The sequence below is a fragment of the Weizmannia sp. WK01 genome (assembly GCF_025905465.1).
Classification (GTDB): domain Bacteria; phylum Bacillota; class Bacilli; order Bacillales; family Bacillaceae_C; genus Weizmannia; species Weizmannia faecalis.
This window is the reverse complement of the sequence record NZ_CP109616.1, coordinates 1,892,890-1,919,791: the sequence shown is the minus strand read 5'-3', so window position 1 is coordinate 1,919,791 and position 26,902 is coordinate 1,892,890. Positions and strand designations below refer to the sequence as shown.

35 protein-coding genes and 1 pseudogene are annotated in these 26,902 nt (G+C 43.2%); 27 read left to right on the top strand and 9 right to left on the bottom strand.

Translation table 11 applies throughout. The features are described from left to right. The first annotated feature begins 137 nt into the window (after nucleotides 1-137). Complete coding sequence (locus tag OF158_RS09015) at nucleotides 138-725, top strand: xanthine phosphoribosyltransferase (protein ID WP_014098206.1); 588 nt, start codon at nucleotides 138-140, stop codon at nucleotides 723-725. After that, complete coding sequence (locus OF158_RS09010) at nucleotides 722-2,035, top strand: nucleobase:cation symporter-2 family protein (RefSeq protein ID WP_014098207.1); 1,314 nt, start codon at nucleotides 722-724, stop codon at nucleotides 2,033-2,035. The genes OF158_RS09015 and OF158_RS09010 overlap by 4 nt, the downstream gene beginning before the upstream one ends. 46 nt (nucleotides 2,036-2,081) lie before the next feature. On the opposite strand, the pseudogene OF158_RS09005 reads toward OF158_RS09010, so the two are convergent. Both OF158_RS09005 and OF158_RS09000 read right to left on the bottom strand, forming a co-directional pair. Beyond that, nucleotides 2,082-2,920: pseudogene (locus OF158_RS09005) on the bottom strand (SPFH domain-containing protein). 124 nt (nucleotides 2,921-3,044) lie between these two features. After that, the gene (locus OF158_RS09000) at nucleotides 3,045-3,248 is read right to left on the bottom strand and encodes a hypothetical protein (RefSeq protein ID WP_014098209.1); all 204 of its coding nucleotides are present in this window, start codon (nucleotides 3,246-3,248) and stop codon (nucleotides 3,045-3,047) included. 165 nt (nucleotides 3,249-3,413) lie between these two features. On the opposite strand from OF158_RS09000, the gene OF158_RS08995 reads away from it, so the two are divergent. The 3 genes from OF158_RS08995 (at nucleotide 3,414) to glnA (ending at nucleotide 8,902) form a co-directional block, all read left to right on the top strand. Next, entirely contained in the window at nucleotides 3,414-7,013 is a 3,600-nt protein-coding gene (locus tag OF158_RS08995) for a dynamin family protein (protein ID WP_017550446.1), read from the top strand. A gap of 92 nt (nucleotides 7,014-7,105) precedes the next feature. Further along, the gene (locus OF158_RS08990; protein WP_014098211.1) at nucleotides 7,106-7,495 is read left to right on the top strand and encodes a MerR family transcriptional regulator; all 390 of its coding nucleotides are present in this window, start codon (nucleotides 7,106-7,108) and stop codon (nucleotides 7,493-7,495) included. A 69-nt stretch (nucleotides 7,496-7,564) separates the two neighbouring features. After that, nucleotides 7,565-8,902, top strand: a complete 1,338-nt coding sequence (gene glnA / locus OF158_RS08985; protein WP_014098212.1) for a type I glutamate--ammonia ligase — start codon at nucleotides 7,565-7,567, stop codon at nucleotides 8,900-8,902. 108 nt (nucleotides 8,903-9,010) lie between these two features. Here glnA and OF158_RS08980 read toward each other — a convergent pair whose 3' ends face one another. The 7 genes from OF158_RS08980 to OF158_RS08950 all read right to left on the bottom strand — a co-directional run bounded on the left by OF158_RS08980 (nucleotide 9,011) and on the right by OF158_RS08950 (nucleotide 15,574). Next, nucleotides 9,011-10,144 carry a site-specific integrase gene (locus OF158_RS08980; protein WP_264302922.1) on the bottom strand — a complete coding sequence of 378 codons (1,134 nt, stop codon included), beginning with the start codon at nucleotides 10,142-10,144 and terminating at the stop codon, nucleotides 9,011-9,013. Nucleotides 10,145-10,186: 42 nt separating this feature from the next. Beyond that, entirely contained in the window at nucleotides 10,187-10,705 is a 519-nt protein-coding gene (locus tag OF158_RS08975; protein WP_337680427.1) for an ImmA/IrrE family metallo-endopeptidase, read from the bottom strand. A gap of 95 nt (nucleotides 10,706-10,800) precedes the next feature. Beyond that, complete coding sequence (locus OF158_RS08970; protein WP_035184725.1) at nucleotides 10,801-11,067, bottom strand: hypothetical protein; 267 nt, start codon at nucleotides 11,065-11,067, stop codon at nucleotides 10,801-10,803. Nucleotides 11,068-11,070: 3 nt separating this feature from the next. Beyond that, entirely contained in the window at nucleotides 11,071-13,071 is a 2,001-nt protein-coding gene (locus OF158_RS08965; RefSeq protein WP_035184727.1) for a DEAD/DEAH box helicase, read from the bottom strand. A 45-nt stretch (nucleotides 13,072-13,116) separates the two neighbouring features. Beyond that, nucleotides 13,117-14,079 (bottom strand): exonuclease domain-containing protein, encoded by a 963-nt coding sequence (locus OF158_RS08960; RefSeq protein ID WP_052042163.1) that lies wholly within the window; start codon nucleotides 14,077-14,079, stop codon nucleotides 13,117-13,119. A 29-nt stretch (nucleotides 14,080-14,108) separates the two neighbouring features. Continuing rightward, complete coding sequence (locus OF158_RS08955; RefSeq protein ID WP_035184729.1) at nucleotides 14,109-15,026, bottom strand: BRCT domain-containing protein; 918 nt, start codon at nucleotides 15,024-15,026, stop codon at nucleotides 14,109-14,111. A gap of 128 nt (nucleotides 15,027-15,154) precedes the next feature. Beyond that, entirely contained in the window at nucleotides 15,155-15,574 is a 420-nt protein-coding gene (locus OF158_RS08950; RefSeq protein WP_035184731.1) for a helix-turn-helix domain-containing protein, read from the bottom strand. 145 nt (nucleotides 15,575-15,719) lie between these two features. Here OF158_RS08950 and OF158_RS08945 point away from each other — a divergent pair, with 145 nt between their 5' ends. The 22 genes from OF158_RS08945 (at nucleotide 15,720) to OF158_RS08840 (ending at nucleotide 26,900) form a co-directional block, all read left to right on the top strand. Further along, nucleotides 15,720-15,947: a helix-turn-helix domain-containing protein gene (locus OF158_RS08945; protein WP_035184732.1), complete on the top strand. Its 228-nt coding sequence runs from the start codon at nucleotides 15,720-15,722 to the stop codon at nucleotides 15,945-15,947. A gap of 288 nt (nucleotides 15,948-16,235) precedes the next feature. Beyond that, a complete protein-coding gene (locus tag OF158_RS08940) occupies nucleotides 16,236-16,757 on the top strand; it encodes a helix-turn-helix domain-containing protein (RefSeq protein ID WP_035184735.1) in 522 nt (173 codons plus the stop codon). 24 nt (nucleotides 16,758-16,781) lie between these two features. Further along, nucleotides 16,782-17,051 (top strand): group-specific protein, encoded by a 270-nt coding sequence (locus tag OF158_RS08935; protein WP_035184739.1) that lies wholly within the window; start codon nucleotides 16,782-16,784, stop codon nucleotides 17,049-17,051. A 12-nt stretch (nucleotides 17,052-17,063) separates the two neighbouring features. Beyond that, nucleotides 17,064-17,345, top strand: coding sequence for a YqaH family protein (locus tag OF158_RS08930; RefSeq protein WP_043052499.1), 282 nt, complete (start codon nucleotides 17,064-17,066; stop codon nucleotides 17,343-17,345). An 86-nt stretch (nucleotides 17,346-17,431) separates the two neighbouring features. Continuing rightward, the gene (locus OF158_RS08925) at nucleotides 17,432-17,623 is read left to right on the top strand and encodes a hypothetical protein (RefSeq protein WP_035184741.1); all 192 of its coding nucleotides are present in this window, start codon (nucleotides 17,432-17,434) and stop codon (nucleotides 17,621-17,623) included. Nucleotides 17,624-17,786: 163 nt separating this feature from the next. Continuing rightward, nucleotides 17,787-18,152 carry a hypothetical protein gene (locus OF158_RS08920; RefSeq protein WP_035184742.1) on the top strand — a complete coding sequence of 122 codons (366 nt, stop codon included), beginning with the start codon at nucleotides 17,787-17,789 and terminating at the stop codon, nucleotides 18,150-18,152. A 12-nt stretch (nucleotides 18,153-18,164) separates the two neighbouring features. After that, nucleotides 18,165-19,127, top strand: coding sequence for a DnaD domain-containing protein (locus tag OF158_RS08915; protein WP_035184743.1), 963 nt, complete (start codon nucleotides 18,165-18,167; stop codon nucleotides 19,125-19,127). Further along, nucleotides 19,124-19,516 carry a single-stranded DNA-binding protein gene (gene ssb / locus OF158_RS08910; RefSeq protein ID WP_302469430.1) on the top strand — a complete coding sequence of 131 codons (393 nt, stop codon included), beginning with the start codon at nucleotides 19,124-19,126 and terminating at the stop codon, nucleotides 19,514-19,516. The genes OF158_RS08915 and ssb overlap by 4 nt, the downstream gene beginning before the upstream one ends. 194 nt (nucleotides 19,517-19,710) lie before the next feature. Further along, nucleotides 19,711-19,920 (top strand): XtrA/YqaO family protein, encoded by a 210-nt coding sequence (locus OF158_RS08905; RefSeq protein ID WP_035184744.1) that lies wholly within the window; start codon nucleotides 19,711-19,713, stop codon nucleotides 19,918-19,920. A 132-nt stretch (nucleotides 19,921-20,052) separates the two neighbouring features. After that, entirely contained in the window at nucleotides 20,053-20,241 is a 189-nt protein-coding gene (locus OF158_RS08900) for a BH0509 family protein (RefSeq protein ID WP_035184746.1), read from the top strand. Nucleotides 20,242-20,509: 268 nt separating this feature from the next. Beyond that, nucleotides 20,510-20,692 carry a hypothetical protein gene (locus OF158_RS08895; RefSeq protein WP_035184748.1) on the top strand — a complete coding sequence of 61 codons (183 nt, stop codon included), beginning with the start codon at nucleotides 20,510-20,512 and terminating at the stop codon, nucleotides 20,690-20,692. A 14-nt stretch (nucleotides 20,693-20,706) separates the two neighbouring features. After that, on the top strand, nucleotides 20,707-21,009 hold the full coding sequence (locus tag OF158_RS08890; RefSeq protein WP_035184750.1) for a hypothetical protein: 303 nt from the start codon (nucleotides 20,707-20,709) through the stop codon (nucleotides 21,007-21,009). A gap of 5 nt (nucleotides 21,010-21,014) precedes the next feature. Beyond that, nucleotides 21,015-21,215, top strand: coding sequence for a hypothetical protein (locus tag OF158_RS08885; RefSeq protein ID WP_035184753.1), 201 nt, complete (start codon nucleotides 21,015-21,017; stop codon nucleotides 21,213-21,215). Nucleotides 21,216-21,232: 17 nt separating this feature from the next. Next, on the top strand, nucleotides 21,233-21,472 hold the full coding sequence (locus OF158_RS08880) for a hypothetical protein (protein WP_035184755.1): 240 nt from the start codon (nucleotides 21,233-21,235) through the stop codon (nucleotides 21,470-21,472). Nucleotides 21,473-21,534: 62 nt separating this feature from the next. Beyond that, a complete protein-coding gene (locus OF158_RS08875) occupies nucleotides 21,535-22,221 on the top strand; it encodes a phage antirepressor (protein WP_035184757.1) in 687 nt (228 codons plus the stop codon). Between the two features lie 102 nt (nucleotides 22,222-22,323). Next, on the top strand, nucleotides 22,324-22,779 hold the full coding sequence (locus OF158_RS08870; protein ID WP_035184760.1) for an ArpU family phage packaging/lysis transcriptional regulator: 456 nt from the start codon (nucleotides 22,324-22,326) through the stop codon (nucleotides 22,777-22,779). Next, complete coding sequence (locus tag OF158_RS08865) at nucleotides 22,776-23,318, top strand: site-specific integrase (RefSeq protein WP_035184762.1); 543 nt, start codon at nucleotides 22,776-22,778, stop codon at nucleotides 23,316-23,318. The genes OF158_RS08870 and OF158_RS08865 overlap by 4 nt, the downstream gene beginning before the upstream one ends. A 161-nt stretch (nucleotides 23,319-23,479) precedes the next feature. Further along, nucleotides 23,480-23,779: a hypothetical protein gene (locus OF158_RS08860; protein ID WP_035184764.1), complete on the top strand. Its 300-nt coding sequence runs from the start codon at nucleotides 23,480-23,482 to the stop codon at nucleotides 23,777-23,779. 323 nt (nucleotides 23,780-24,102) lie between these two features. Next, nucleotides 24,103-24,321 (top strand): hypothetical protein, encoded by a 219-nt coding sequence (locus OF158_RS08855; protein WP_035184766.1) that lies wholly within the window; start codon nucleotides 24,103-24,105, stop codon nucleotides 24,319-24,321. Between the two features lie 5 nt (nucleotides 24,322-24,326). Further along, complete coding sequence (locus tag OF158_RS08850; protein ID WP_035184768.1) at nucleotides 24,327-24,698, top strand: HNH endonuclease; 372 nt, start codon at nucleotides 24,327-24,329, stop codon at nucleotides 24,696-24,698. 107 nt (nucleotides 24,699-24,805) lie between these two features. Then, nucleotides 24,806-25,342 (top strand): hypothetical protein, encoded by a 537-nt coding sequence (locus OF158_RS08845; RefSeq protein WP_035184770.1) that lies wholly within the window; start codon nucleotides 24,806-24,808, stop codon nucleotides 25,340-25,342. After that, nucleotides 25,332-26,900: a terminase large subunit gene (locus tag OF158_RS08840; RefSeq protein ID WP_088775930.1), complete on the top strand. Its 1,569-nt coding sequence runs from the start codon at nucleotides 25,332-25,334 to the stop codon at nucleotides 26,898-26,900. Before OF158_RS08845 ends, OF158_RS08840 begins: the two co-directional genes overlap by 11 nt. The last annotated feature ends 2 nt before the right edge of the window (nucleotides 26,901-26,902 follow it).

The window sequence follows — 26,902 nt, the reverse complement described above, 5'->3', positions numbered from 1 at the left end:
TCCTTTTTGCACATGAAAAAGCTCAAAGGCGTTGCTTACTCCATTTTTTGTGGGTGCAGCGGCCTTTGGGCTTTTTTTCTGAAGGCCGCATGTTTCAATCAAGATCAATGCAGCGAAGGCAAAGAGGAGGAAAAACATTGAAAGCTTTACAAGAAAAAATTAGAAAAGATGGCATCGTGCTTTCGGACGAGGTGCTGAAAGTGGACGCTTTTTTAAATCATCAGGTCGATCCTGTCCTTATGAAACAGATCGGGGAAACATTTGCCGGGCTGTTTAAGCAGGATGGTGTAACCAAAATTTTGACGCTCGAATCTTCTGGTATTTCGCCCGCATTAATGACAGCACTTGAATTAAACGTTCCGATGGTTTTTGCCCGGAAAAGAAAACCGTTCACGCAGGACGCGGACGTATATGAAGCTTCCGTTCATTCATTTACAAAACAAACAAACCATATCATTTCCGTTTCGCGCGCTTTTTTAAATCAAGCTGACCGGGTGCTTATCGTCGATGATTTTCTCGCAAACGGCCAGGCAGCAGAAGGGCTGATCGATATAATAGACCAGGCGGGGGCTGAACTTTGCGGCATCGGCATTGTGATTGAAAAAGCATTCCAGCCGGGCGGAAAAAGGCTGCGCGACCGGGGCATCCGCGTGGAGTCGCTCGCATCCATCCGGTCGCTTGAAAACGGTACGGTCACATTTCAAGAGGAGGCGCATGCCAAATGAAACCGGAAAAAACGAAAATGACCGTACTGGCGATCCAGCACGTTTTGGCGATGTATGCGGGTGCTGTCATTGTGCCGATTATTACCGGCAGTTCCCTGGGGATGAACAGCAGGCAGCTGACGTATCTTGTTTCCGTTGATATTTTCATGTCAGGCCTTGCGACACTGCTGCAAATCTGGAAAAACCGGTTTTTCGGCATCGGGCTTCCGATTGTGCTCGGCTGCACCTTTACCGCTGTTGGGCCGATGATCGCAATCGGCAAGCAGTACGGCGTTTCAGCTGTGTACGGCGCCATTCTCGTATCAGGGCTGTTTGTCATTTTGATCAGCAAATTTTTCAGCAAGCTGGCCCGCTTTTTCCCGCCAGTTGTAACTGGGTCGGTTGTCACGATTATCGGCGTGACGCTTATTCCGGTTGCCATGAAAGATATGGCGGGCGGAGACGGAAGCAAAGATTTCGGCTCCCTGACCAATATTGCTCTTTCATTCGGCACTTTGCTCATTATTGTCCTTTTGCAGCGGTTTGCAAAAGGGTTTATCCGTTCGATCTCGATTTTAATCGGGCTGGCAATCGGCACCGTCGCGGCTGCATTGTTCGGAAAGGTCAGCTTTGCCCCGGTTGCGGAAGCCTCATGGGTGCATATCGTGCAGCCGTTTTATTTCGGCATGCCGACTTTTGAGTGGAGCGCTTGTATCACGATGATCCTTGTGGCGCTCGTCAGTCTTGTGGAGTCTTCCGGTGTTTACTTCGCTTTAAGCGGGATCACCAAACAGCCGCTCCATGAAGATGACCTTGCGAGGGGTTATCGGGCTGAAGGTCTTGCCGTCATGCTTGGCGGATTATTTAATGCTTTCCCGTACACCGCTTTTTCTCAAAACGTCGGCCTCATCCAGCTTTCGGGCGTGAAATCGAAAAACGTGATGGTACTTGTCGGCTCCTTTTTGCTCCTTTTTGGGCTGATTCCGAAATTAGGCGCCCTAACGACGATTATTCCATCTTCCGTACTCGGCGGGGCGATGATTGCGATGTTCGGGATGGTCATTGCGTCAGGCATCAAAATGCTAAGCAAAGTCGATTTCGCCAATAACGAAAACTTGTTTATCATTGCCTGTTCAATCGGGATTGGCCTTGGCGTCACGGTGGTACCGGATATTTTCAAAGGTTTGCCATCGAATATCCAGCTCCTTACGCAAAGTGGGATTGTCGCAGGCAGTGTGACGGCGATTGTGCTGAATCTTTTTTTCCATATCCTTCCGAATAAACAAGCGGCAAAAGCAAAGGTGAAAAAAGTCGGGACACAGGCATCCTGACAGCATGAAAAAAGCTGAACCGGAATCCGGTTCAGCTTTTTTCGGGTTAATTTAAATCGCCGGTATTGATGACCGGCTGTGCGGCCCGGTCGGATACAATCGAAACCATCAGATTGTTGATCATCACCATTTTCCGCTCTTCGTCCAGTTCAAAGCCGTCTTTTTCCAGTTGCGCAATCGCCATCTGGGCATGCCGACTGCCCCTTCCACGATTTTTTTCCGGGCGGCAAGAATGGCGGAAGCTTGCTGGCGCTGCAGCATGACGCTGGCAATTTCTGTAGAGTAGGCAAGGTGCGTGAGGCGCGCTTCCATAATTTCCACGCCGGCAACGTCAAGGCGCGGCTGGAGTTCCTCTTTTAAATGTTTGGAGACTTCCTCCCCGTTTCCGCGCAGTGAAATTCCTTCTTCCTCCGCGCTGTCATAAGGGTATTTTGTGGCAACATGGCGGAGCGCCGTTTCGCTTTGAATCTCAACAAATTCCTCGTAGTCCTCCACATTAAACACGGCTTTTGCAGCATCCACTACACGGAACACGATGACTGCCGCAATTTCAATCGGATTTCCGTCCACGTCATTCACTTTTAATTTGGCGCTGTTAAAATTCCTTACCCGCAACGAAACGCGCCGCCTTACACTGAGCGGGATCGTTACGTAAAAGCCGCTTTCCCGGATCGCGCCTACATAGCGGCCGAAAAAAGTGACAACCAGCGCCTGATTCGGTTGGATGACACAAATTCCCGAGACAAGCAGGACGCTTATGGCAAGCAGGACAATACCGGCAAAAAAATTGACGGCAAAAAGGAAAAACAAACCTAGAAGCGCGAAAACGACAATCGCTAAAATCCCGAGAAAACCGTTTATGTGCCAGGCTTTCTTTTCGGACATCTTATCCCCACCTCTTTTAATTTCTCTTCACTTCATCATAACATGCCGGCATATTGCCGTCACGCTGAGGCGGGGAAAATCCCGTACTATTTTAACAAAACAAAAAGCCGCCGAAGTGTGGCGGCTACTGCCGGTTTGACTGCCATTCCTGAAAGGAGCCCGTTCCGTTGCATCCGGAACAGTCAAACGGATAAGCGTATTCGTATGCGGCCGGCATGATAAAACCGCGCCCGCCGCAATCCGGACATTTGTTTTGTTCCTGCATCGTGGATATGTATTTTTCACGTCTTGCGGACTGCCAGGCAGAAAGGGAACGAAATAATCCCATCTGCGGTCACCTCCTGATACAGCCATATTATAGGTTTTTTTCCGGAAAATTATCCGCGGCCCGCGGCATTCGCCCAGGCAAGGGAAAAAATGAGTCTAATATAGTATGAATACGATGAAAAATTCGTTAAAATAGAGCTATCAACACACAATGGGGAGTAAAGTGATGGCCAAACTACAGGAAAAAAGCAAAAACACAACACGGATTTTAAGCTTAATTGAACATTTCCGGCAAAACGGGGATGAACAAAGGGTGGAAAAAGCGAAAAACCTGCTGAAAAAAGTCCGCCGCGAAGACTTTCATATCGCGTTTTGCGGGCATTTTTCAGCCGGCAAGTCCACCATGATTAACGCGCTTTTAGGCAGCCGTGTTCTTCCGTCAAGCCCGATTCCGACGAGCGCCAATCTTGTCAAAATTGAAAAGGGGACGGAAGACTGTGCCATCGTTTATGAAAAAGGGGAAGCCCCTTTGATTTTTCACGCGCCGTATGATTTTGAAGTTGTCAAAAATTATTGCAAAAAAGGGCATGTCCAGGAAATTGAAATCACTAAGCCCGATTCCGATTTGCCGGCGGGATTGACGGTGATGGATACGCCGGGTGTCGATTCAACCAACGATGCGCACCGGATTGCCACGGAATCGGCTATTTATATGGCGGATCTTGTCTTTTATGTGATGGATTACAACCATGTCCAGTCGGAACTCAATTTTACCTTTACAAAAGAACTGCTCGATCACGGGCTTGAACTTTATTTAATTATTAACCAGATTGACAAGCACCAGAGCGAAGAGCTGCCGTTTTCCGCATTCCGGCGGGGGGTTGAAAATGCATTTGCATCCTGGCATGTCCAGCCGGGCGGCATTTTTTACACCTCTTTAAAAGACCCGGATCATCCCGATAATGAATTTGGCCGGCTGAAAGCGCTCATTGACCACGCCGTTTCCGAAAAATCCGCCCGACTGGAACGGTCTGTTGAAGCATCCTTAAGCGTCTTGGAAAAAGAGCATGACGACTGGCTTGAAGCGCAGTACGCACCGCAAAAAGCAGCATATGAGGAAGTGCTTGCAAAATATTCGGGCACCGGGAAAACGGAAGCGTACGAAGCGGAACAAGAGTGGCTTGAAAAAGAACGGGCGCTTCTTACCCGCATTGAAAATTGGGATGAGGATACGCGGCAAAAGCTTCAAACGCTTCTGGACGGCGCCTATTTAATGCCGTTTGAAACGAGAGAGAAAGCAAAGGCGTATCTTGAAAGCATGCAAAAAGATTTCCATGCCGGCGGTTTTTTTGCAAAGAAGAAAAAAACCGAAGAAGCAAGAAAACAGCGGCTCCATGATTTCTATGCCGCCCTCGAAGCCAATACCGAAGCACAAATCGACTGGCATCTCCGCCCGCTGGCGCAAGAAGCTTTAAAACCGCTGCATCTTGCTGGCGCGCAAATGCTGGAACAACAGGCCGGCATGCTTAAAGCAGATTTCAGCGAAGCAATGCTCGCCGCCCAGGTAAAAGAGGGTGCACGGCTGACAGGCGACTATATCCTCCATTATTGCGAAAATGTCTCGGATGAAATCAAACGAGCCGCCCGTGAGGCTTGGAACGATTGGAAAGCGCTCGTCCTGAAACAGGCTGCCTTGGAAACGGATGAACAGCTTAAAATGGTTCGGAAAAAGGCCGTGCAGGCAAAAGAACTGGCAGAGGCTTACAGGAATCTCGAAAAAATAGAAAGGCAGCTTGCCGAAAAACGGACTGAATTGAAAGCGCCTGCCGCACATCCGGAACAGCTGCTGGCTGAAATAGAGAAAGAATGGGCGGGTGAAAAGGCGCATTACCGGGTGTATCGCGGGGAAAAGGATGCAAAACAGCCTGAAGAAACCGGCAAGGCTTTAGAAAGCCCGGGCCCGACAGAAAAACAAGCCGGCACATTGCCGCCTGAAACCGTGCTTGCCAAAATAGAGCAGGCGATTACGCTGCTTAAGCACCAGCACGGTTTCGGGCGGTATACCGAAACGCTCAGAACCAAAAGCAGGCGCCTGAAAAACCGCCGCTATACCGTTGCGCTGTTCGGCGCGTTCAGCGCGGGAAAATCGTCTTTTGCAAACGCGCTTGCCGGCGAAAAAGTACTGCCGGTTTCACCGAATCCCACCACAGCGGCCATTTGCAGGATCTGCCCGCCTGATGCGGCACATCCGCATAAAACAGCAGCCGTAAAGCTGAAAACGGAGGCGCAGATGCTGGAAGATGTAAACAAGTCGCTCGCTGTTTTCGGGCATAGTTGCCGTTCGTTCGGAGAAGCGCTTGAAAAAATTGAAACTTTACAAGCAAAAGAAACGGGCAAAGCAAACGAAAAAGTCCATTTATCTTTTTTGCGTGCCTTTGCGAAAGGCTTCCCTGATTTTAACGGGCGGGACGGACAGAACTTGAATGTCGGAATGGAAGCGTTCCGCCGGTTTGTTGCCGATGAAACCCAGTCTTGTTTTGTTGAATCCATTGATTTGTTTTATGATTGCCCGTTCACAAGACTTGGCATTACGCTTGTCGATACGCCCGGAGCCGACTCGATCAATGCCCGGCATACCGGCGTAGCATTTGAATATATTAAAGACTCGGATGCGGTTTTCTTCGTCACATACTACAACCATGCCTTCGCGCGCGCAGACAGGGAATTTCTCATCCAGCTCGGGCGGGTAAAAGAAGCATTTGAACTGGATAAGATGTTTTTTATTGTCAATGCGATTGATCTTGCCTCGTCCGGCGAAGAATATAAAGAAGTGATGGACTATGTCAGGGGTCAACTGCTCCATTTCGGCATCCGCAATCCGCGCCTTTATGGTGTATCAAGCCTGCTTGCGCTTTCAGGCAGGCGGGAGGAAGCGAAAATGGCCGAATTTGAAGCGGGCTTCCGCCAATTTCTCGACCATGATTTGCTGAATATGGTGCTTCAGTCTGCACAAAACGAGCTGGAACGCGGCCTTGCCATGGTGGATGCCGTGATCCGCGATGCCAATGAATCGATTGAAACAAAGAAAGCGAAACGGGAACTTCTCCGGAAACGGCGGGAAGAGGCAGAAGCCATTTTGAAAAATACAAAGCCGGCGTTTTTCACGGACAGCTTCATGCAGGAGCAGAAGGAGCTGCTCTATTACGTAAAACAGCGCGTTTTCTACCGCTTCGCCGACTTTTTCAAGGAAGCTTTTAATCCGGCAACGGTGAAGGCAGCGAAAGATTTGCCGGGCGCCCTTCAAGAGCTTGCAGAACTCGTTGGCTATGATTTTGCGCAGGAGATGCGGGCGACAAATGTAAGGCTTGAAGCCCATTGCCGGAAATTATTCACATTGCAAAGCGCGGAATGGAACAGGGAGATGAAACGTTTGCTTCCTGATTTGTCTGTCAGCACGTTTGAAGCGGGCGCACACGCTACGCCTGATTTTCCTGCGGCCTTTTCGGAAACGGATTTGGAACCGTTTGAAAAGGCATTCCGCCATTTTAAAAATGCGCGCACTTTTTTTGAAAAAGGGGGAAAAGCCGGCATGCAGGAAGAACTGCAGGCGATGTTTGAACCGCTTGCGCAGCAGTATCTTGACGTGCAAGGAGAAAAGCTTGCCGGTTCGTTCCGCTCATGGCTGGAGGAAGAGTTTGCGAAAATGCAATCGGAAGCTTTACTCGATATTGCCGAACAGTTCGATGCCCGTCTTGAAGCCCTTGAAGAAAGTGTGAACGTGGCAGAATGGATGGAAATCCGCGAAAAACTCGTTTTGCCTTCCTGAGGATAAAAAATGATGTGAGAAAATATAACATTTTGTTGACAAAAAAACTCACATGGAATATAGTAAAAATATAAAGAAAAGGAGCGTATAACATGGGTCGAAAAGAAATCCGCCGTTCGATGCCGCTTTTGCCGATCGGAACCGTTATGAAGCTAACAGATTTATCGGCCCGGCAGATCCGCTATTATGAAGAACACGAGCTGATTACACCGGCAAGAACGGAAGGCAATCGCCGCCTTTATTCTTTAAATGATGTCGACCGGCTTCTTGATATTAAAGATTTGCTGGATCAGGGGATCAATATTGCAGGCATCAAAAAAATCTTATTGATGAACGACCGCCGCGGAACCGGGCCGGTACTCGTCAAAAATCATGTAACGGATGAAGAAATCCGCAAACGGCTTCGCCAGGAACTGCTGCAGGCCGGCCGTTTTCAAAGACCGAGCCAGCGGTTGTCCGATGCGCCCCGGTTTTTCCATTAACATTGTTGAAAAGCTAGTTTTATAGCTTAGATATATACTTTTTATTGCCTAAAGGGAGGAATACTGTTCATGCCTAAGTTTACACGTGAAGATATTTTGAAGAATGCCGAAGAACAAAATGTGAAATTCATCCGCTTGCAGTTCACGGATATTTTGGGGACGATTAAAAACGTGGAAATCCCGCTCAGCCAGCTTGAAAAAGCGCTCGACAATAAAATCATGTTCGACGGCTCTTCGATTGAAGGGTTTGTCCGGATTGAAGAATCGGATATGTATCTGTATCCGGACTATGATACATGGGTCATTTTCCCGTGGACCGCTGAGAAAGGGAAAGTCGCCCGTCTGATTTGCGATATTTATAATCCGGACGGCACCCCGTTTGAAGGTGATCCGCGGAATAATTTGAAACGGGTATTGAAAGAAATGGAAGAACTTGGCTTCACGAGTTTTAATCTTGGGCCTGAACCGGAATTCTTCCTCTTCAAGCTGAATGAAAAAAATGAACCGACACTGGAGCTGAACGACAACGGCGGCTATTTTGACCTGGCGCCGACGGACCTTGGCGAAAACTGCCGGCGCGACATCGTATTGGAACTCGAGGAAATGGGCTTTGAAATTGAAGCGTCCCACCATGAAGTTGCACCCGGCCAGCACGAAATTGATTTTAAATATGCGGATGCAGTCAGGGCATGCGACAATATCCAGACCTTTAAACTGGTGGTCAAGACGATTGCACGCAAACATGGCCTGCATGCGACGTTTATGCCGAAACCGTTGTTTGGCGTGAACGGTTCCGGGATGCACACCAATCTTTCGCTTTTTAAAGGAAAAGAAAATGCATTCTATGACCCGAACGATGCAGAACTGCAGCTGAGCGATACGGCATACCAGTTCATTGCCGGCATTATGAAGCATGCTTCGAACTTTACGGCTGTCACGAATCCGACGGTGAACTCCTATAAACGGCTTGTGCCGGGTTATGAAGCGCCTTGTTATGTTGCCTGGTCCGCTCGCAACCGCAGCCCGCTCATGCGGATTCCGGCTTCCCGCGGTTTAAGCACGCGCGTTGAGGTGCGCAGCGTTGACCCGTCTGCCAATCCGTATCTCGCGCTCGCCGTCCTGTTAAAAGCAGGGCTTGACGGCATCGCGAACAAATTGCAGGCGCCGGAACCGGTCGACCGCAACATCTATGTCATGACGAAAGAAGAAAGAGAAGAAGCCGGCATTGTCGACCTCCCGGGCACACTGCTGCAGGCGCTGGAAAACTTAAAATCGGATGATGTAATGGTAGACGCCCTTGGCGATCACATTCTCGAACACTTCCTTGAAGCTAAGGAAATTGAATGGGATATGTTCCGCACACAAGTCCACCAATGGGAACGCGACCAGTATATCGAAATGTATTAAGCAAGAAACCCCTTGAAGCGTAAGGCTTTGAGGGGTTTTTGTATTTTGGTCAAATTGCTTTTTTGGGGTGGTGAATAATTAGTTGACCAAAATTTGACCAAAAAAATTTCAGTTTTTGATCCGGCTGTAATAGTCATCAAACTTTTCGATTTTCTCGCGTTCGATTTTTTTCGAGATATGGCTGTATACATCAGATGTAATTTGGATGCTGCCATGTCCAAGGCGCTCCTGGATGTATTTTAAATCAGCTCCGGCTTCCAGCAGAATAACCGCATGCGTATGGCGCAACGAATGAATCGGAAGGGGAGGAATGCCTGCTCTCTTAAGGATACGGGAAAAGGCATTAAACAGGCTGGACTTCGGCATAAAATTCCCATCATTACGGCACAAAACCAAATTTAAGTCGTGGTGATATATTTCGTTCAGGGCGAGCTTATTTTGATTTTGATATTTTTTATGGAAAGTCAGATCGTTAATCAGGCCCTTGCTAATTGTGATCACCCGTTTTGAATTGTAAGTTTTTGGATCGCCAAACAGCTCTTCTTTTGATTTTGCCTGAAAGTCCAATGTTTTGGTGATGCTGATCGTACCGGCTTTTAAATCGATATCTGACCATTGCAGAGCGGCTGCTTCGCCTTTTCTCATGCCAGTTTCCAGCAATACATTGAAAAACATCCAATAAATATAATCATACTTGTAAGCTTCTTTCAAAAAATCGGCAATACGGTCGGTTTCAATATATTTCAAATCTCTTTTTTTCTCCTGCCCCTTTACAATCGCCCCAATGCATGGATTTTTGGTAACTTTCCCCAAGATCACGGCCTTCTCAAATGCATTAAACAAAGTGCTGTGTACAATTTCGACTGTGCGTTTGCTGTAACCTTGGTCAATTAACTGATATAGAAATTTTTGATATAGAATCGGCTTGACGTTGGCCAGCTTAATTTCCTTAAAATAGGGGAGAATATGCTTTTCGATATTCTGTTTATGAAGATTGAAAGTATTTTTTCGGATCGTATCTTTTTTAAACTCATAAAGCCAGGTGTTCAAAAAGTTTTTCAAAGAAATAGGGGACTGCTCAACACCTTCCAAAATTTCATTCTCCATTTTTTGAGCGGCTATCTGCGCTTCTTTTTTTGTTGAAAAACCGGATTTTGACTTTATTTTATATTTTTCAGTGACGGGGTCCTTATATGATATCCGGTATTCCCATTTGTCGCCGCGTTTTCTATAAGTGGCCATGTTCATTTCTCCTCTCTAAAATGACTTTACTCTACCAAAAAATCAGTCCCAATGAAATGACTGGGTAGGTACAGATTGACGGAAATAACCGTTTCGCTGCAGCTGTAGCAGCCGTTCCAGGCATAGCTCCGGACTTACCTTGAATATGTCTGTCATTTGCTCCACAACATGTGGATCATCAAAATTGATGTATTGCAGCATGTGAAAGGGGATAGCGGCATACTTTACGAAATGCCGTGCATCCCACTCCTGAAGCTCGCGGAAAGCCTTAGGCATCATCGACTGTACACCGGCATGCCGTAAAATGTGACAAAGCTCGTGGAAAAAGATCTCCCGGTGCTTCTCAGGCGGCTCCCGGCAATCAATAACAATTCCCTGGTAACGGCCAATCACTTCAAAATACGAATAAATCGGCTTATAATGGACATAAATGCGCAAACACCGGGAAATTGCCGTAATGTCGATTTGCTTCGGTTTGGTAATACCGATTCTTGAGTAAAATTTTGTAACCCAATCTTCTAAAGAAGTTGTGCAGTAATCATGGAATTTCACTTCAATCACCTCGCAAAAACATATGTTCCCAATTAAGATTATAAAATAAATCTCCTTCAATTAAAAGAAGGAGATTTAGAAATAATTGAACAATCTTATCAATATTAATTTGACAACTCATCGTAAATGGTAACAACTTTGATGTTTGTCTCAATTACCCATCTTAAAATTTCCCGGGTAGAATTATAAATTAACTTTTCCGTAAAGATGACTTCATTTGAAGGATAGCTGTGCTTAAATTCAACAAAAAATTTATCTTGAGTTTCGGAAACTATGATATCCACAACCCGACCATTTTGCGATTGAATTTTTGCTATAATATCTAGGTAATGAATATTCGGGCGAAACTTTGTATTTTTGCATACTTTCAATTTTTACTCCTCCTTATTTTGCCCATATTGTTTTAACCAAAAGCTAAGTTTATCAACAACCCGTTGTTTCGCTATTGCAAAATCTGTTTGGTTATATGCTGAAACATGTTTTTTAGAAGCACTATATAATGACTGTCTTATGTTTCTTGAAATATATCCTATATTATTTACTTCTTGTTTGTCAACTGAAGGATCGTCTTTGAATAACTCAAAGCCCTCTTTATTAAGGATTGATGAGTTAAAAAATTCCTCTAACTTTATATTAAGCCAATTTGTAAAATCTTCCCTGAGCGAATCAGAAATAATGAAATCACGAAAATCGGAATAATTGGTGTTAACTGAATGTTGTGTTGCTTCTTCTTTTGTTTTAATTAGTAAATCAGCTTCAAATTGATCTAATTCTCCTTTTCGGACCCTCTCGAAAACGCTTTGCTTATAATCATCAAGTTCCTGTTTCTCTTGTTGTAAAAGTGCCTCTAATTGTTGTTTGTAATTTTTCATACCGTCCTGCGTGAAAGAATCTTCTTTTCCCAAACCTCTTGACGTCATTGAAGAAACAGATAAAATTTTTTGAATAGAATTAAAGAAGTCGTCATCACTTTCATTTCTTGTGTTGCTAGCATTAGGGGAAGGTCTTCTTTCTACAAATCCCAACTCATCAAAATTAAAAGACAACTGCTCAAATAATTTTTTGCGTTGCAATTTTATTTTTTCACCGTAAGTCTCTTGTTCTTTATAATATTTCCATAATTGTTCTAATCCAAGCTCCTGATGGTAAACAACATTACAATAATTGTCAATTGGATTTAGATTCTCAGCATAAATTCTGCGTAATCCTCTTCCAATAGCTTGGGCATAAGGACTTATTGTTTTAAAAGGCCTAAATAAGGAAATTATTGATATATTTGGGTTATCATATCCTTCTCCAAGCATTTGAATGCTGACCATTACGTCATAAACACCATTTGCAAAATCATTTAATCTTTTTTCAATTTCATTTTCAGATAGGCTTTTTGTACTTACATAAGTAGCCTTCAGATCATAGTCATTAAACCATTTACAGATATCTTTTGCATGTTCATCATTACAAGTTACAGCAAGAACTTGATGGTTAGGATAACTTTTCCTCTTTTTTAGCAATATATCCTTAGTCCTTTCAATTACTTGTTTGGAACAATGTTCATCCATTGCAATTTGTTTGCTTACAAAATCGTTTCCTAAAATTTCTTTGGCTTTCTCAAGAGAATAGATTTGCCCAGTAACTTGATTTTTCAAGATAATTTCTCCAGGTATTTCTTCCTGCTTAACAATATTTTTAATTAAACCATCATTTATTGCTTCTCCTAGTGTATATTCATAAATTGGGTCATATTCATTTGTTGAAATGGACTGATTGTCACTTCGAAATGGAGTAGCAGTTAATTTAATCACCTTACTGGCGGAAAAGTACTCCAGTGCTTCTTTCCACATATTAGCTGCAACATGGTGAGCTTCATCAACAATGATCATGTCAAAAAAGTCTTTTTTAACCAAACTCATTAAATTTACTTCGTCATTGCTACTCCCAAGTTTATGCACGTTAGTTATTACGATGTCAGACATCGTAAGCTTTTTCATAGTCAATTCTTTTTCACCATCTATTTTTGGATTGTATCCCTTATATAAGTAAGAATTTGGAAGAGCTTTTCTATCATAAATAACATTTCTTTTTATCCAAAAAGTTCTTTCCGGATTTTGTGCTGAATCGAATTGTTCATATACTGTCTTGCGAACAATTTTTCCTGGAGTTATTATAAGAACTCTACCTTTTGATATTCCATATGGCAATATAGCCATAACGCCTGTTTTTCCAGTTCCTGTAGGCATAACAATCAAAGTTTCTCTAAATTTAAAATCAGGAAACTCTTGATAATGAGCAAATGCTGCTTTATATGCTTGTTTTTGAGCTTCATAAAGTGAATTGTTATTGTGAATGTTGGCTTGAGTACTTTGAAATTTGTTCAAATAAATTACCCCCTTGTATATTTTTTTGAAAAAAATTCAATTGTTTTATACATACGCCCTCTGCATTTCCAAACAATGCTGATAAAGTTCCCCTGTAACCAGACAGTCACTCAACGCTTCGTGGGAAGAGAAGGTGTCAAGGCCGAGATATTGTTTTAGGGTCTCGAGTTTATGGTTATCCGTGTTTTTGATGTGCCTTCTTGCAAGGGTGAGAGTATCGACGACTCTAAATTTTTGATAAGGCAGATTTTCAGCATACATGTTATGTAGCAAGAATTTCATATCGAATGGCGCGTTATGGGCGACTAGTGTATCAGATCCAATGAAAGAAAGCAACTCGGGCAATTTTTCTTTGATGGACGGTGCGCCGATTAAGTCATCATTTGTGATGCCGGTTATCCTGGTTATGTTCGTAGGGATGGGCACGTCAGGGTTGATTAAAGTGACGAATTCATCAATCTTTTGATGGTTTTGAAATTTGACGGCCCCGATCTGAATGATTTTGCTGTTTTCTGGTTTCAATCCGGTTGTTTCAAAATCAATAACAGTATAATTATCCGGATAAACTCTCGCTTTTGTGTATTTAAAATAATCGGCTTTGCTGACCTTTGTCATGTTCCTTTTGGCGGGCGCCGGCACTATGTTTTCAACAGGTTTTTTATTCTCAGTTTTTGCGCTCTCGATTTCTTTTTTCAGTGCAGTAATTTCAGTGTTTAGCATGCTGATTTGCTTTTCGAGTGCATCTTTTTCTTGCTGCAGCTTGATCGTATCCCGGACAACATTTTCTTTTTTCAGTTTCAACTGTTGAATCTCTCCTTTGATTGGATCTGGTTCGTGGGTGGCAGGCTTGGACTGCTGCATATGTTTTTTAAACCTTTTGATTGAAACAGATCGCGTGATTAGAAGAATGATAGAGATAAAAAGGAAGAAGACACTTGCTTTCCAAAGAACAGCCAACAGGCAGATCAGCCAGGGCGAATGATACCATTTTTCTTTATAGATATTCATGTGAACCCCCACTTGTAAATTTATAAATTTTAATAAGTTTCATCCCAAAAGTCATTTTCATGGACAATCACGATAGGGGAGCCTGCTTTTCTTAGTTGAACGGCTTTTTCAACTTTCCGGCCATAGCAGGAGTAAGCCCAACATGGATTGCCATCAGCTCCGACAATCAGATAATTTGTCTTTTTATTGACGTTATTATTAAAGATTCCACCTTTGTTATTGATAACTTCGGCGATTTCATTTCTTGTTGCTCGAGCAGACGTGCCGGTAAAGGAAAAAATCTTATTTTCAAAAGTGATCTCTGGACAAACAGCACAAATACCATTAATTGAAAATTTTTCTTGCAAGGACCGAATCTCCGGTTCATGAATATTATGGGAGAGTTTCGTGTCAATAAAGTTAGCAAAAAACGCGGTCAACATGCTTTTTTCTTCTTTTGTAACGACCCCGTCATGTTTTACTGCAGTTAGTAAGCTATCGATTTCGTCAAATGGGTAGGTACCTTTCAGAAGAAAACTATGATTTTCCATCCATTCTTCCAACTGGTCAATTTCAGTATCATCCAATTTACGATCTGCCAGCATGCCATGTAGAATACCTTCCAGTTCTTGAATGGACACGGTGACTAGGTCATAAAATTCATCAAACTCGTCCTGATGGAGAATACGATTGCAAAGCCATTGGATATCCTGAATTTCTTCTTCGTCGAGCTGACCATCATCTAAAACGCTATCAATCATAGGTATGATTTCATTAAACGGAGACTTGTTTTCCAAATGCCGATGAAGATTGCACCAATGAAAAACTTCAGCCAGTTCTTCATTAGTAATAATGCCGTCATATTGAATACCTCTGATCAGTCCCATAAGAGAATTAACAGCTTTATGTAATTCAGCTTTTGTTGTATACATACGGTATTCATTGACTTCGGAATATTGTTTTCCCATTTTACCATTTCCCCCTGGTCAAAAAATTTGTGTTTCGAAAAAGCATCCAAAGCCAAAACTCTGAATGCCTAGTCATTCTCTTTTAATTTACATATATGTTTTTTAAATTTTTGTTTTTGGGTCGTCAACTAATCCGAAGGCTTTTCATCATTCCGTTCTTTTGCTTTCTGGGCAACCCATTCAAAATGCCGCCTGATTTCATCAATATCATCTTTTGAAAGATTCTTCCATTTATCAATGTCAAAAAAGCCAATTTGCTCAATGCCATATTCTTTAATCAGTTTGTTGATTTCAGCCAGTGAATCGTTTTTGTGCTCTGGGAGATTTGACTTTACAGAATTGTTTGTAGTGTCTTCCCCCTTTATTAAGTAATCAATTGAGACATCAAAGAAGGAGGCAATTTTTTCCAAAGTTTCAAAGTCAGGTTGAGTTTGTCCCAATTCATATCGTGCATAGGTTGAACGATTGATGTTTAAGGCATCAGCCAATTGTTGCTGTGACAAATTCCTTTTATCTCTTAGTCTTTTTAAGCGATCTCCATATCCCATAATGATTCTCCATTTCCATTTGCCTATATTATAAGTGAAAAATATGCACATTAAAATATTTGTGTAAAAAATGAACAAAAACTATTGACAGTGTAAAAAATGCACATTATAATTGGTGTAGAAATTGCACAAAGGTGGTGAAGTAATGGAAAAGAAACTTCTGGTTCAGCGCCGTGAACTGCTAGGTTACTCTCAACAGGATGTAGCTGATCTAGTCGGTATCGATCGCTCTTACTATACCAAAATTGAAAATGGCTTGACTCCGAGCGTAAAAGTGGCAAAGGCTTTAGGCTATCATCTTGGATTTGATTGGACATTTTTTTTTGATGATGATTGTGTAAAAAATACACAAAAATCCAAGGAGGTGAGCTGAATGAACAACGTGTTGCTACTCTTGAAAAGAACGCCACCGTGGCCACCGCGGCAACGGCGGCTGTAAGAAGGTGAATGTGTTGAATTTAAACTCGTTATTAACAATTCTCTCTTGGGCTATTTCAATTTTATCTCTTCCTATTGCTGTGATTGTGATGGTTCAGTACAAGAACTAATTATTCGGCAGGAAGGCAGGAAAGTCCATAAATATTCTATTTCTAATTCAGAAAATACCACAGCAAGTCGTCACATTCCTATTAATCTACTGGTACAAAGGGGGAAATTTCAAATGAAGCTGGGAAAAGAAATGGCGAATGCCCGGAAGCGGAAAGGGATTACCCAGGAAAGTCTCGCATCGAATACGCCGGTTTCTCGGGAAAGCATTGCCAAATATGAAACGGGTGCCAGGACATTTCCAGATGATTTGCGTTCGGTAATGGCCAATGAGCTGGATGATGTGGAATTTTACTTTCTGGCCTGGTGCGATGCTGCAGGAAAGGTGTCGATCCCATATTTCAATGGTGAAAACATCGATCATCATCCGACAAGCATGGCTTTTCTGGTGCAGGCAGAAACGAACGAGGCGTTGGATAAACTGCAAGACATTCCCTGGGCAAAACCGGTACATACACGAACAGCACAAGAGCTCGAGGAAACGAAGAAACTCATTTTCGAATTACTGGATGCGGCAGCCAGCATGGTCAATCTTGTAGGGGTGATATGTAATGAGCACCAATTTTCCATGAAACAACTTTTTACGCAGTGGCGGCTGTCTCTCCGATCTCGTAATTACATTGATAAAGATTTTTAATGCAAGAGGTGATGCCAAATGTCCATGTTAAAAGTTGAAATCGATGAACAGGAAGTACGGAATCTTTACCTGGAAAGAATCGAAGAAAAACTGAAACAAGTGGATGCAGAGCTTGTGTTTTGGGATTCAGCCGAGCTGAAGCGTCGCACTGGTATGAGCTGGAACACCATTCTAAAGGAATTTTTCTACGACGAACGCTTTCCAAAATACAAAGTTGGCCGAGATTGGCGCTTCCCGGCGGAAGAAACAAAACAGTTTCTATTAACTTGGCTAAAAGAGCAGCCGAGACATTGAGGAGGAAATGAAATGTTGAAAGTTGACCAATTTTTGCGGCAGGATTTGGCCAAGGCAATCGTTGAGTACAAATGCGCATTTGAACTAAGCAAAGAGGCTACAGCATTGCTGATCCGTGAAAATGACTTTGAAAAGAGCATCCAGTATACGGAAGATCTGCTGAAATCGCTTAAAGCATTGCAGAAGATGAAAGAGAAAAGGGAAATGCTGGAGCGGATCCATAAGGTGGCTGTTGAGTTACAACAACAAAATGTTGATATCAAAACGATCGTTTTGAAGAAAGCAGGTATATGAGATGGGTGGCGTATTTTTTCTAATTTTGTTTCTGCCGGCGCTGCTGATCGGTTATGGCGTACTTTGCGCGTGGGTGGGTGATGGAGATGAATGAAACGGATTTTGATACGCTGTGGGCAGATTTTTTGGATGTGCCAATTGATTTGGAACATCAAATAGCAGTTTTCCCTTTTTTCTTAGGCCGTATCAAGGCTTTATTAAAAAATAAAGAAACCATTTCGAAAGAAGAATTATGTGATGCGTTGAAAAAGTCAATTCAACACGCAACGTCCATATAACCATATCGGCGAGAATCCTTATTCTTGCCGTGAGAGGCTGAAATAGGGCCTGGTAACCTAGGAATTATTTCCACAAAACCCGGAAACCTGCATTTTCAGCGTCTCACGGTGCGAATAAGGCACTACTGATCTTTGACAACTGAATAAAGAGGAGGTGGAATGATTGACGCTCACCAGGAAAGAAAAACGGGAGATCAGGCTTGAAATTTGCCGTAATATGGACCTTTATTGCAAGTCTTGCCCAATTCGCGGGAACAAAAAAATCAATCATAACACGATTTATTGCCGGAAAAACTGCCTGGTTGGTGCTCTTCTGCAAGAATTGGCATTCAAACTTATAGAGGATGAAAAGCAACTGGATCACAGCTTGGCGAAAACCGGCACTTGGACGGAAGAAGAAGATTTTTACCTCATCCATCATGCAAGCTTATATGATGACGAGCACCTTGCAATGCGCTTGAACCGGACGCCGGTTTCGGTGCATAGGAGAATGATTCATTTGAACTTATTAGAAAAAGTACGCAATTAAAGGAGGGAAACCATGGGTAATTTGCTTCTGGATGAAAGACCAATTATTGTTATTCCTTCATTGGCTGAAAAAATCGGCTTGAATGAGGCAATCATCTTGCAACAGTTAAATTACTGGCTGCAAAAAAGCAACCACATCTATGAAGGAAAACCATGGGTCTACAACACCTATGAGGATTGGGAAGAGCAATTCCCGTTCTGGTCTATCAGCACCATCCGCCGGGCTATTTCCAAGCTTGAAAAGGAAGGATTCATCATTACAAACAATTTCAACCGGTCACAAATTGATAAAACAAAATGGTACACAATTGATTTTGAAAAGGTGGAGGGGTTGAACAGTCCATCTGTTCAAAATGAGCAGTCGACTGTTCAAAATGAACAGACGATTGTCCAAAATGAGCAGTCCATCTGTTCAAAATGGACAGACGATGTGTTCATTTTGAACAGACCAATACCAGAGAGTACTACAGAGATTACTTCAGAGATTACGACAGAGATTACTTCTTCTTCTTCGGAAGAGTGCATTCCGAAAAAAGACGAAGAAGCAAAAAAGGCTATTGCGTTTTTTGAACAAAATGGCTTTGGTGTGGTCGGATCTTATGTCGCTGAAAAAATTTATAGCTGGTGTGATGATCTGTCAGCGGATTTGGTTGTAGAATCGATGAAAAATGCAGTGGAGCGCGGTGCAACAGGCTGGAAGTATTGCGAAGCCATCCTAAAGGACTGGGCAAGCAAAGGCATACAGACCGTTGAGCAGGCTCGTGCATTGCAGCTGAAATACAAGGAAGAGCGATCCAGGCAAAAGCGTTATGGAAGCAGATCCGGGAGAACGGAGAGGGTGCCTGACTGGTTTGGAAATAACCAAAGCAGTAGCAGTATTGCTGAGCAAGAATCCCAAGAAGATCTTGAGGCAAAGCGGAAGCGATTGGAGAAGATCCGGGAACAGTATCGAAAAACAGAGAGGGATAAGGAATGATAAATCCTGTGGTTTTAACCGGTAGGCTGACTGCAGATCCGGTCTTGCGTTATACACCAAGCGGCGTTGCTGTTACGACATTTACGCTTGCGGTGAACCGAACATTTTCCGTCCAGAGTGGCAAAAAGGAAGCGGACTTTGTCAGCGTGATTGCCTGGCGGAAGATAGCTGAGAATATCGCAAATTATTTATCAAAAGGCAACCTGATCGGCGTGGACGGACGGCTGCAGACACGCAGTTATGAAGACAATAATGGCAAGCGGGTATTCGTTACGGAAGTGGTCTCAGAACATGTGTGTTTTCTCGAAACAAAGAAAAATAGGCTTGCAAATGAACCACAAGGAAGTCAGGATCTGCCGCCGTTTAGCGACGACAATTTGCCGTTTTAAGGGGTGAAAAAGCATGCAGGAAAAGCAAATTGAATGGCAAAAGCAGGTAATCCGTGAAGAAATGCATGATTACAGGAAAACGGATGAACAGCCTGTAAAAAAGGTTGAAAAATAAAAAAGCCAGGCATTTTCAGCCCGGCGAAAAACCATATCGACGCAATCATTATAGCATACACAAAAGGGGCGTGTCGATATTGGCTGAAAAGCGAATTGGAGAAATAGAGCTTTTGGAAGACTTGACGATTAAACAAGCCATTGAACCGGATAAAGTGATCATCGTTGTCTTGGACGGGAAGCGCGGAATTGCCCGCAAATGTGAAGCAGTTGAGCATGGTAGCACGATCATCGAGACAGTGAATGGGAAATCGAAAAAAATTACGTTTATAGAGTCCTATCTTACCTAATTCATAGCCGATTTAGCTTTTGTTTAAACCTATTATGATATTTTGCATGTACCAATAACAGAGAAATCGCGGTACAAAAATACGCTGCAGGGTCAGGACCGGGATCTTGCAGCAAAGGGTTGGTGTTGAAATTTGCTACGGAAAAAACCTGTCGACAGAAAAATATTAAGCCAAAAAGAACGGCTTTTGCTGATTGAATGGCTATATGTAATCACCGGTTTCACCCGGTCGTTTTGGAAAGAAAAGAGCGATGCAGAAATTATCCGTTTATATGAGTCCAATCTTGAAATGAACCAGATGGAAGATGAGTTTGTAAGATGAATTGGTTGGTGAAATGCTATGGAGGCCAAAATTATCATCAAAGACAGCCGGAAGAAGTGGATGGTGGAGGAAGATAGAAAATACGTTTGTCAAACGTTCTGCAAGCAGCACAAACGATGTTCAACCCGTTTAGGGTATGATTGCAAAAAATTTGGCGGTGACAGAATACCGAAATTTAAAAAATGAGGTGGAACATCTGGGGAAAACCGCAAGATTAAAAAGAGAACGGGACACTGATTCCGTTCTCTTAGGAAAGGGATGTTTTGACGTGAATGAATTGGAAAACAGTATTAATTTCCTTAAAGAACAGCTCATTGCTGCGGGAGAAAAGTGGAAAGGCGGCATGGATGTTGAACCAATGAGAGACTGTCTGGCAATTGTTGAAGCCATCAATGTCCTAGAAGAAAGGGCATTTGGCAGGATGATTACAACGATCGCTTACATTCTGTGAGGAGGTGGGATAACATGCAAAATGTTTTGGAATTTGAAGAACTGATGATCAATATTTTAGACGAACCTTCAAAGTTTAAATTTCATTTTTCCGAAAACGGGATTAAAATTAGCGCTTGGATTAAAGAAGCTGTGAATTTAGGAAACGGGCTGTGCATTGCATTTGATGGCGGATCTCTGCTCGTTTGGAAAGATAACCGCGTTGTAAAGTGCAGACGACCGTCCGATTTAATTACGTATTGTGAGCTTTGCTTTTCGGTTTTTAATGAATTTGATGAGAATATCGGTTATCTGTATGTGCCTGCGCGTAAAAGGTGATCTATTTGAGACATCAAAGTCAACGGATACCAACGCATGATTATCTCGGCAGAAAAGTATGGATTGGCGAAAAGGCAACACTATTTAGTAGCAATGGGGTCCATTATGAAGGGACAATACAGCAGATCGGTGGCAAACGCTGGTTTGTGGTGAATGAAAGTATGCGAATTGGCGGTATAGGAAGCTTGTACTTGATGAAGGATTGAAAGGAGAAATGAATTTTATGAGTGAATCATTTAGGTTATATAAAGTCGTGGAAACGGACGGACAAAGTGCTGAAGAACTGCAGAAAGTTTTAAATGCTGCAACGGATGGTTTTACAGAAATGCAAATTGATCATGTCGTTGGGACAAAAATAATTCTTGGCTACGATTCACCTTTAAATGCAAAAGGAAGAGCTGAAATGTCAGTAAAAAAAGCTATAGGCTCTCAAGCGAAAAGTAGTTTTAGACCAATATATTAAACCATCATAGACTATGTCGTAGTACGGGTATATTGTGTGAAATGAAAACATGAGGTGATTAAATGAACCAGATTCAGCAAGTATTTGGTTATGGAATGAGCCAACTACGAACTGTGTTAATAGATAGTGATGTTTGGTTTGTTGCCAAAGATGTATGCGATATTCTGGAAGTAAGAAACACTACACAGGCAATCGCTAGACTTGAAGATGATGAACGGACTATGTTAAACATAGGTCGTCAGGGGGCAACCAATTTAGTGAATGAACCGGGTCTATATTCACTGATCATGTCTAGCCGAAAACCAGAAGCGCGTGCATTTAAAAGATGGATTACACATGATGTTATTCCGCAAATCCGGAAGACGGGAAGTTACTCAACACAGGTTCCGCAAACATTCAGCGAAGCCTTGAGGCTGGCGGCAGATCTGCAGGAGGAAATTGAAAAGGCAAAACCTAAAATTGAGTCATTTGATCGCTTCATTTCCGGAAAAAACTATCAAAAAATGGGGGATGTTGCGAAAATATTAGGATATGGCCGAAATAACTTTTTCAAGCTGCTTCGGGAGATGAAGATTTTAATGAGAGATAATACACCTTATCAGGAGTTTATCAACCGCGGGTATTTCGTTGTGAAAGAAAAGCCGATACAGATGGGCAGCCACGTCATTAATAAGCCCCAGACCTATGTCACGGCAAAAGGTATCCATTATATTGACAAATTATTGAAAGAACGATCAATAATTGTATAATAGAAGTAGAATATGTCCAAGTAACGGAGAAGCGTGCGGACACTGACTTTCAGCATTTGTTGCTGATGGTTGGTGTCCGTTTTTTTATTGGAAGGAGGAACAATGATGGAACAATTGAGTTTTCAGCTGGCAGAGATTGACCGGGAAGAGACAAGGAAGCGGGTGGAAGGTGCATTGGAAAAGTATAGGGTTTTGTTGCTAACGCAGGAACTGGACCAGGTGCCAAAAGTAACCTCAAGCTATTCATTGGTTCCACCAAGCAACACCAACCAGTTTCACTCCTCAACTGAAGAAGCTGCAGTAAAGAATGTGGACTATGAACGCGAGCGGAGCGATTATATCCGTAAAGTTTCCATGTCCGTAAACCGTCTCGGGTTTAAGGAGCGGGCAATCCTCATCCGCCGGTATATGACGGAGGATGATGTATTTGATTATGAAGTGTACAACGAACTGAACATGAGCGAGCGGACTTATCACAGAATAAAATCTCGGGCATTTTATAAGCTGGCATTTGCGTTGAAAGTTGAAGTCTATAAAGAGAAGGAGATGAGTGTATGAATGTCGTCCAACCGATTCGCGATCCCGTTAAGATAGAGAAGATGAAGAACTATTTGAAATCAAAGAGTGAAAGGAATTATATTCTTTTTATGTTGGGAATAAGCGTCGGACTTAGGATATCCGACATTTTAAAATTGAAGAAAGAAGATATATTAAGAAGCCATATTGATATTAAGGAAACGAAAACAAAGAAAAACAAAAGGGTAAAAATCCCCGGTTACATTAAAAAGGAGATCATACCTTACGCCAAAACACTTGCAGACGGCGATTACCTTATTAAAAGCCGGCAGGGAGCAAACAGGCCAATTGACCGTTCAACAGCTTATAGGATACTGCGTGATGCTGCTAAGCATGTTGGGCTGACAGACATCGGTACGCATACATTAAGAAAAACATTTGGCTATCATTTTTACATGCAAACAAAGAATGTGGCCCTGCTGCAAGAACTACTAAATCATTCGAGACCGGATATTACGCTACGGTATATCGGAATTAATCAGGATACGTTAGATAAGGCAATGGACAAATTCAGGATATAGTCCTTTTCTTTTTGGGCATCACTACATCATAAAAATACGAGGCGTGCACTCATATTTATATATTGAATGAAGGCTGTTATTTCAAGGGTTTCAACGTTTGCCCGAGTGCAACAGTCTATGTATTATAGTGTACTCAATGCCATTATTTAAGAGGGATATGTATGAGGATAGAGGAAGCAAGGGAAGAGATTAAAAGGATTGAAAGGTTTATCAGTTTAGTAGAAAGCTATCGACCGCAGTCATTTGAGCAGGAAGCGATCAAGACGTATGTGTTAATTGAAAGTGTTAATAAGACAGCGGCAGTATTGAATGAGAAAGGATTTAGAATAGGTAAAAGGAAAGTTTCAGGTAAGGACGTATCTGATATTATTCGTTCTAAACCTGATGATGAGCTGCATCAAATCGCTCACGATATGTTTAAATACAATAAGAAAAAAGCTGGAAAAAGGGGTTGGTGTTGAAAAAATAATGGCAGGATTTTGGCAGGATAAAGGCAGAGCATTTTCTTTTGCCTGTGTTACATTAATACCATGACAAGTAAGCGAAGGAATCGACACACAGTCGGTTCCTTTTTATTTTATCGATTGAAGGTGTTGACCATGAAATCTAAATCCAGAGAGAAGAAGCAAAAGAAACTGCGGCGTAAAGAATTAGAATACCTGATGGGGATCCATCGTGACAGGTATGGCCGACATCATGGTGCAGTTCGCAGGAAGTGACCTTCAATAACTAATAAAGAGACATATGGACACATATAAGAAGGTGGGGGAGCGATAAAAAAGAAATGGCTGACTTTCCAAGTGCCAGGATTAGACCGGAAAGAATTTATGATATGAAGGCTAATATTAAAGATCTTGAACCAGAACGATACAACTATCTTTTTAATAATGGTTTATTGACAATAAATGAAGTACGAACATTTGAGGGACTTCCGAATATTGGTGCTGAAGGCAATAAATTATTTAGGCCTTTAAAGAAAAGAAGAAAGATTCCTTTTGGGTGATCAGCATGCCAGGCAAACCACTGCGGCCATGTGCAAAGTCCGGCTGCCGCAATCTTACCACGAACGGCTACTGTGATGAGCATAGGAAAGATACTAATCGTGAATACAATCTGACACGAGACGAGCGGGTCACGCGCTTCTATAAGTCGAGGCAATGGGAAATGACAAGGAAGTTGGTGCTTGTTAGAGACCATGGTCTATGCCAGATGTGTCTCAAACATAGAAAAATCGTACCAGCATCGCTTGTTGACCATATCATTCCGGTACGGGTTAATTGGAGTTTGCGGCTTAATAAAAGCAATCTTCAGTCGCTTTGCGTTTCATGCCATAATGCCAAAACAGCGGAAGACAAACGAAAGTACGGAAACCTTGCATGAGGGCCGGGGGCCCCTAAAAAAGTACGGGGTGGGCCGTCTGCCGAACGGCGTCCACTTTCGCGTGAATTTTTTTCGCAAAATGAAAATTTTTTAAGGGGGTGATTGGAATGGCGGGCAGGCCGTCAAAACCAGTACAGCTGATCAAAATGGAGGGGAACAAGGATCGCCGGACGAAAGCAGAACTTGAGCACCGAGAAAGTTATGAAAAGTCCCTTTATACTGGAACAAAGATCAAAGAGTCGCCCGCCGTCAAATCTGATCCTGTTGCCCACAAAGAATTTTTACGGCTGAAAAAACTTTATAAGAGCATCCAGTACATTGACGGCTTGGATGAGCAGATCGTTAACCGGTATTGCATGCTGATAAGTGAGGAGCGGGCACTTCAGAAGCAGGCCGATTCTTTGCATGCACTTCTTGAAGAGGAAGAAGATCCAAAAGAAAAGATTGAGATTTACAAACTGCTCAACAGCTGCGATACCAAGCTAACCAAAAAGCGGGACTTGATATTGAAGATTGAGGACCGTCTTTTTCTGAATCCGACTGCCCGCATCAGAGCCATTCCAAAGAAACCTCCTGAAGAAGAGAAGCAATCTCCAATGGCTGAATTTTTAAAGAAACGCGCGGGTGGTAGCCGTGCGGATTGATAAAGCAAGAGCCATGGAGCCCATTGAGTTCATTCAAATGCTGAAACTGGTTGACGACTTTTACGGTCAGCCTTTTGTTTTAATGGACTGGCAGTATGAAACGATCTGGGATGTTTATGGCACAGTGAATGATGAGGGATATAGGCAGTATCGGTACGCTTATTTGGAAATTCCAAAGAAGAATGCAAAAACGACGTTAATCGCCGGCCTCGGGGTTTATCACTTAACATGCGACGGTCCCCAAGGGCAAATTTATTGCTGCGCAGCCGACCGTTCCCAGGCCAGTCTGGTTTATAAAGCGGCTGTCAGCATGATTGACCAGGATGACGAACTGAAAAAGCTGCTGAAGGTGACGGAGAGCCGGAAAGAAATTGTAAATGTCGAGACAGGCACCATCTTAAAGGTTCTGTCAGCGGAAGCATACACCAAACATGGCATTAACCCAACGGTCGTCATTTTCGATGAGCTGCATGCACAGCCAAACCGTGATTTGTGGGATATCATGACTTTCGGCGCCGGTGCGGCCCGTAAAGAACCGTTATGGTGGATCATCACAACGGCCGGCGACGACCCGGACCGGAAATCAATCGGCTGGGAAATCCATGAGCATGCCAGGAAAATACGGGATGGAGAACTGTCGGATCCGACCTGGTATGTCAGAATGTATGGTGCTGATGAAGATGACGACATCTTTGATGAGAAGACCTGGTACAAAGCGAACCCTTCACTTGGCCAAACGATCAGCATTGAATCTGTTCGCCAGGAAGCGTTGGCGGCGCGTAACAGCGAAGCATCCGAGCGGCTTTTTAGGTGGCTGCGGTTGAACCAATGGATTTCCTTAAAGCGGACCGGGTGGCAGCCGTTAAGCTTGTGGGACAAGACGGAAGGGAATTGGAACCTATCCGATCTTGTTGGCAAAAAATGTTATGTCGGACTTGATCTTTCTAGTACGACGGATATTACTGCAGCATGCTATTTGTTTCCGCCACAGGACGGGATCCCGGAATGGCGTGCACTTTATGATGCCTGGATACCGGAAGACAATATGAAAGAACGTGTTGCCCGTGACCATGTGCCTTATGACAGGTGGGTGAACCAGAAATATTTGACGGCCACGCCCGGGAATGTTGTGGATTATGATTTTGTCCAAGCAAAAATTGTATACGCAAGCAAACAGTATGACCTTTCCGTCTTGGGCGCAGACCCATGGAACAGCCGGATGCTGACGCAAGGGCTGATGAGAGAAGACGTGAATGTCGTGGAGATCCAGCAAACCATGGCGCAGTTGAGCCCCGCCATGAAAATGATTGAACAGTTGATGAAAAAAGGCCTGCTGAGCCACGAAGTAAACCCATTGGCCCGATGGTGCTGGGGAAATGTCGCTATTGCGGTTGACGGAAATGAGAATATCAAGCCAATGAAAAATAAATCACAGGACCGGATTGATGTCATTGTGGCCATGATTATCGCTATGGCGACGGCTATGCTGTTTGAAGAAGTCAGCCTGGACGTTTCAGAATTTGCAAATGAAGACTTTCTTGACAAACTGTGGAGCTAAGG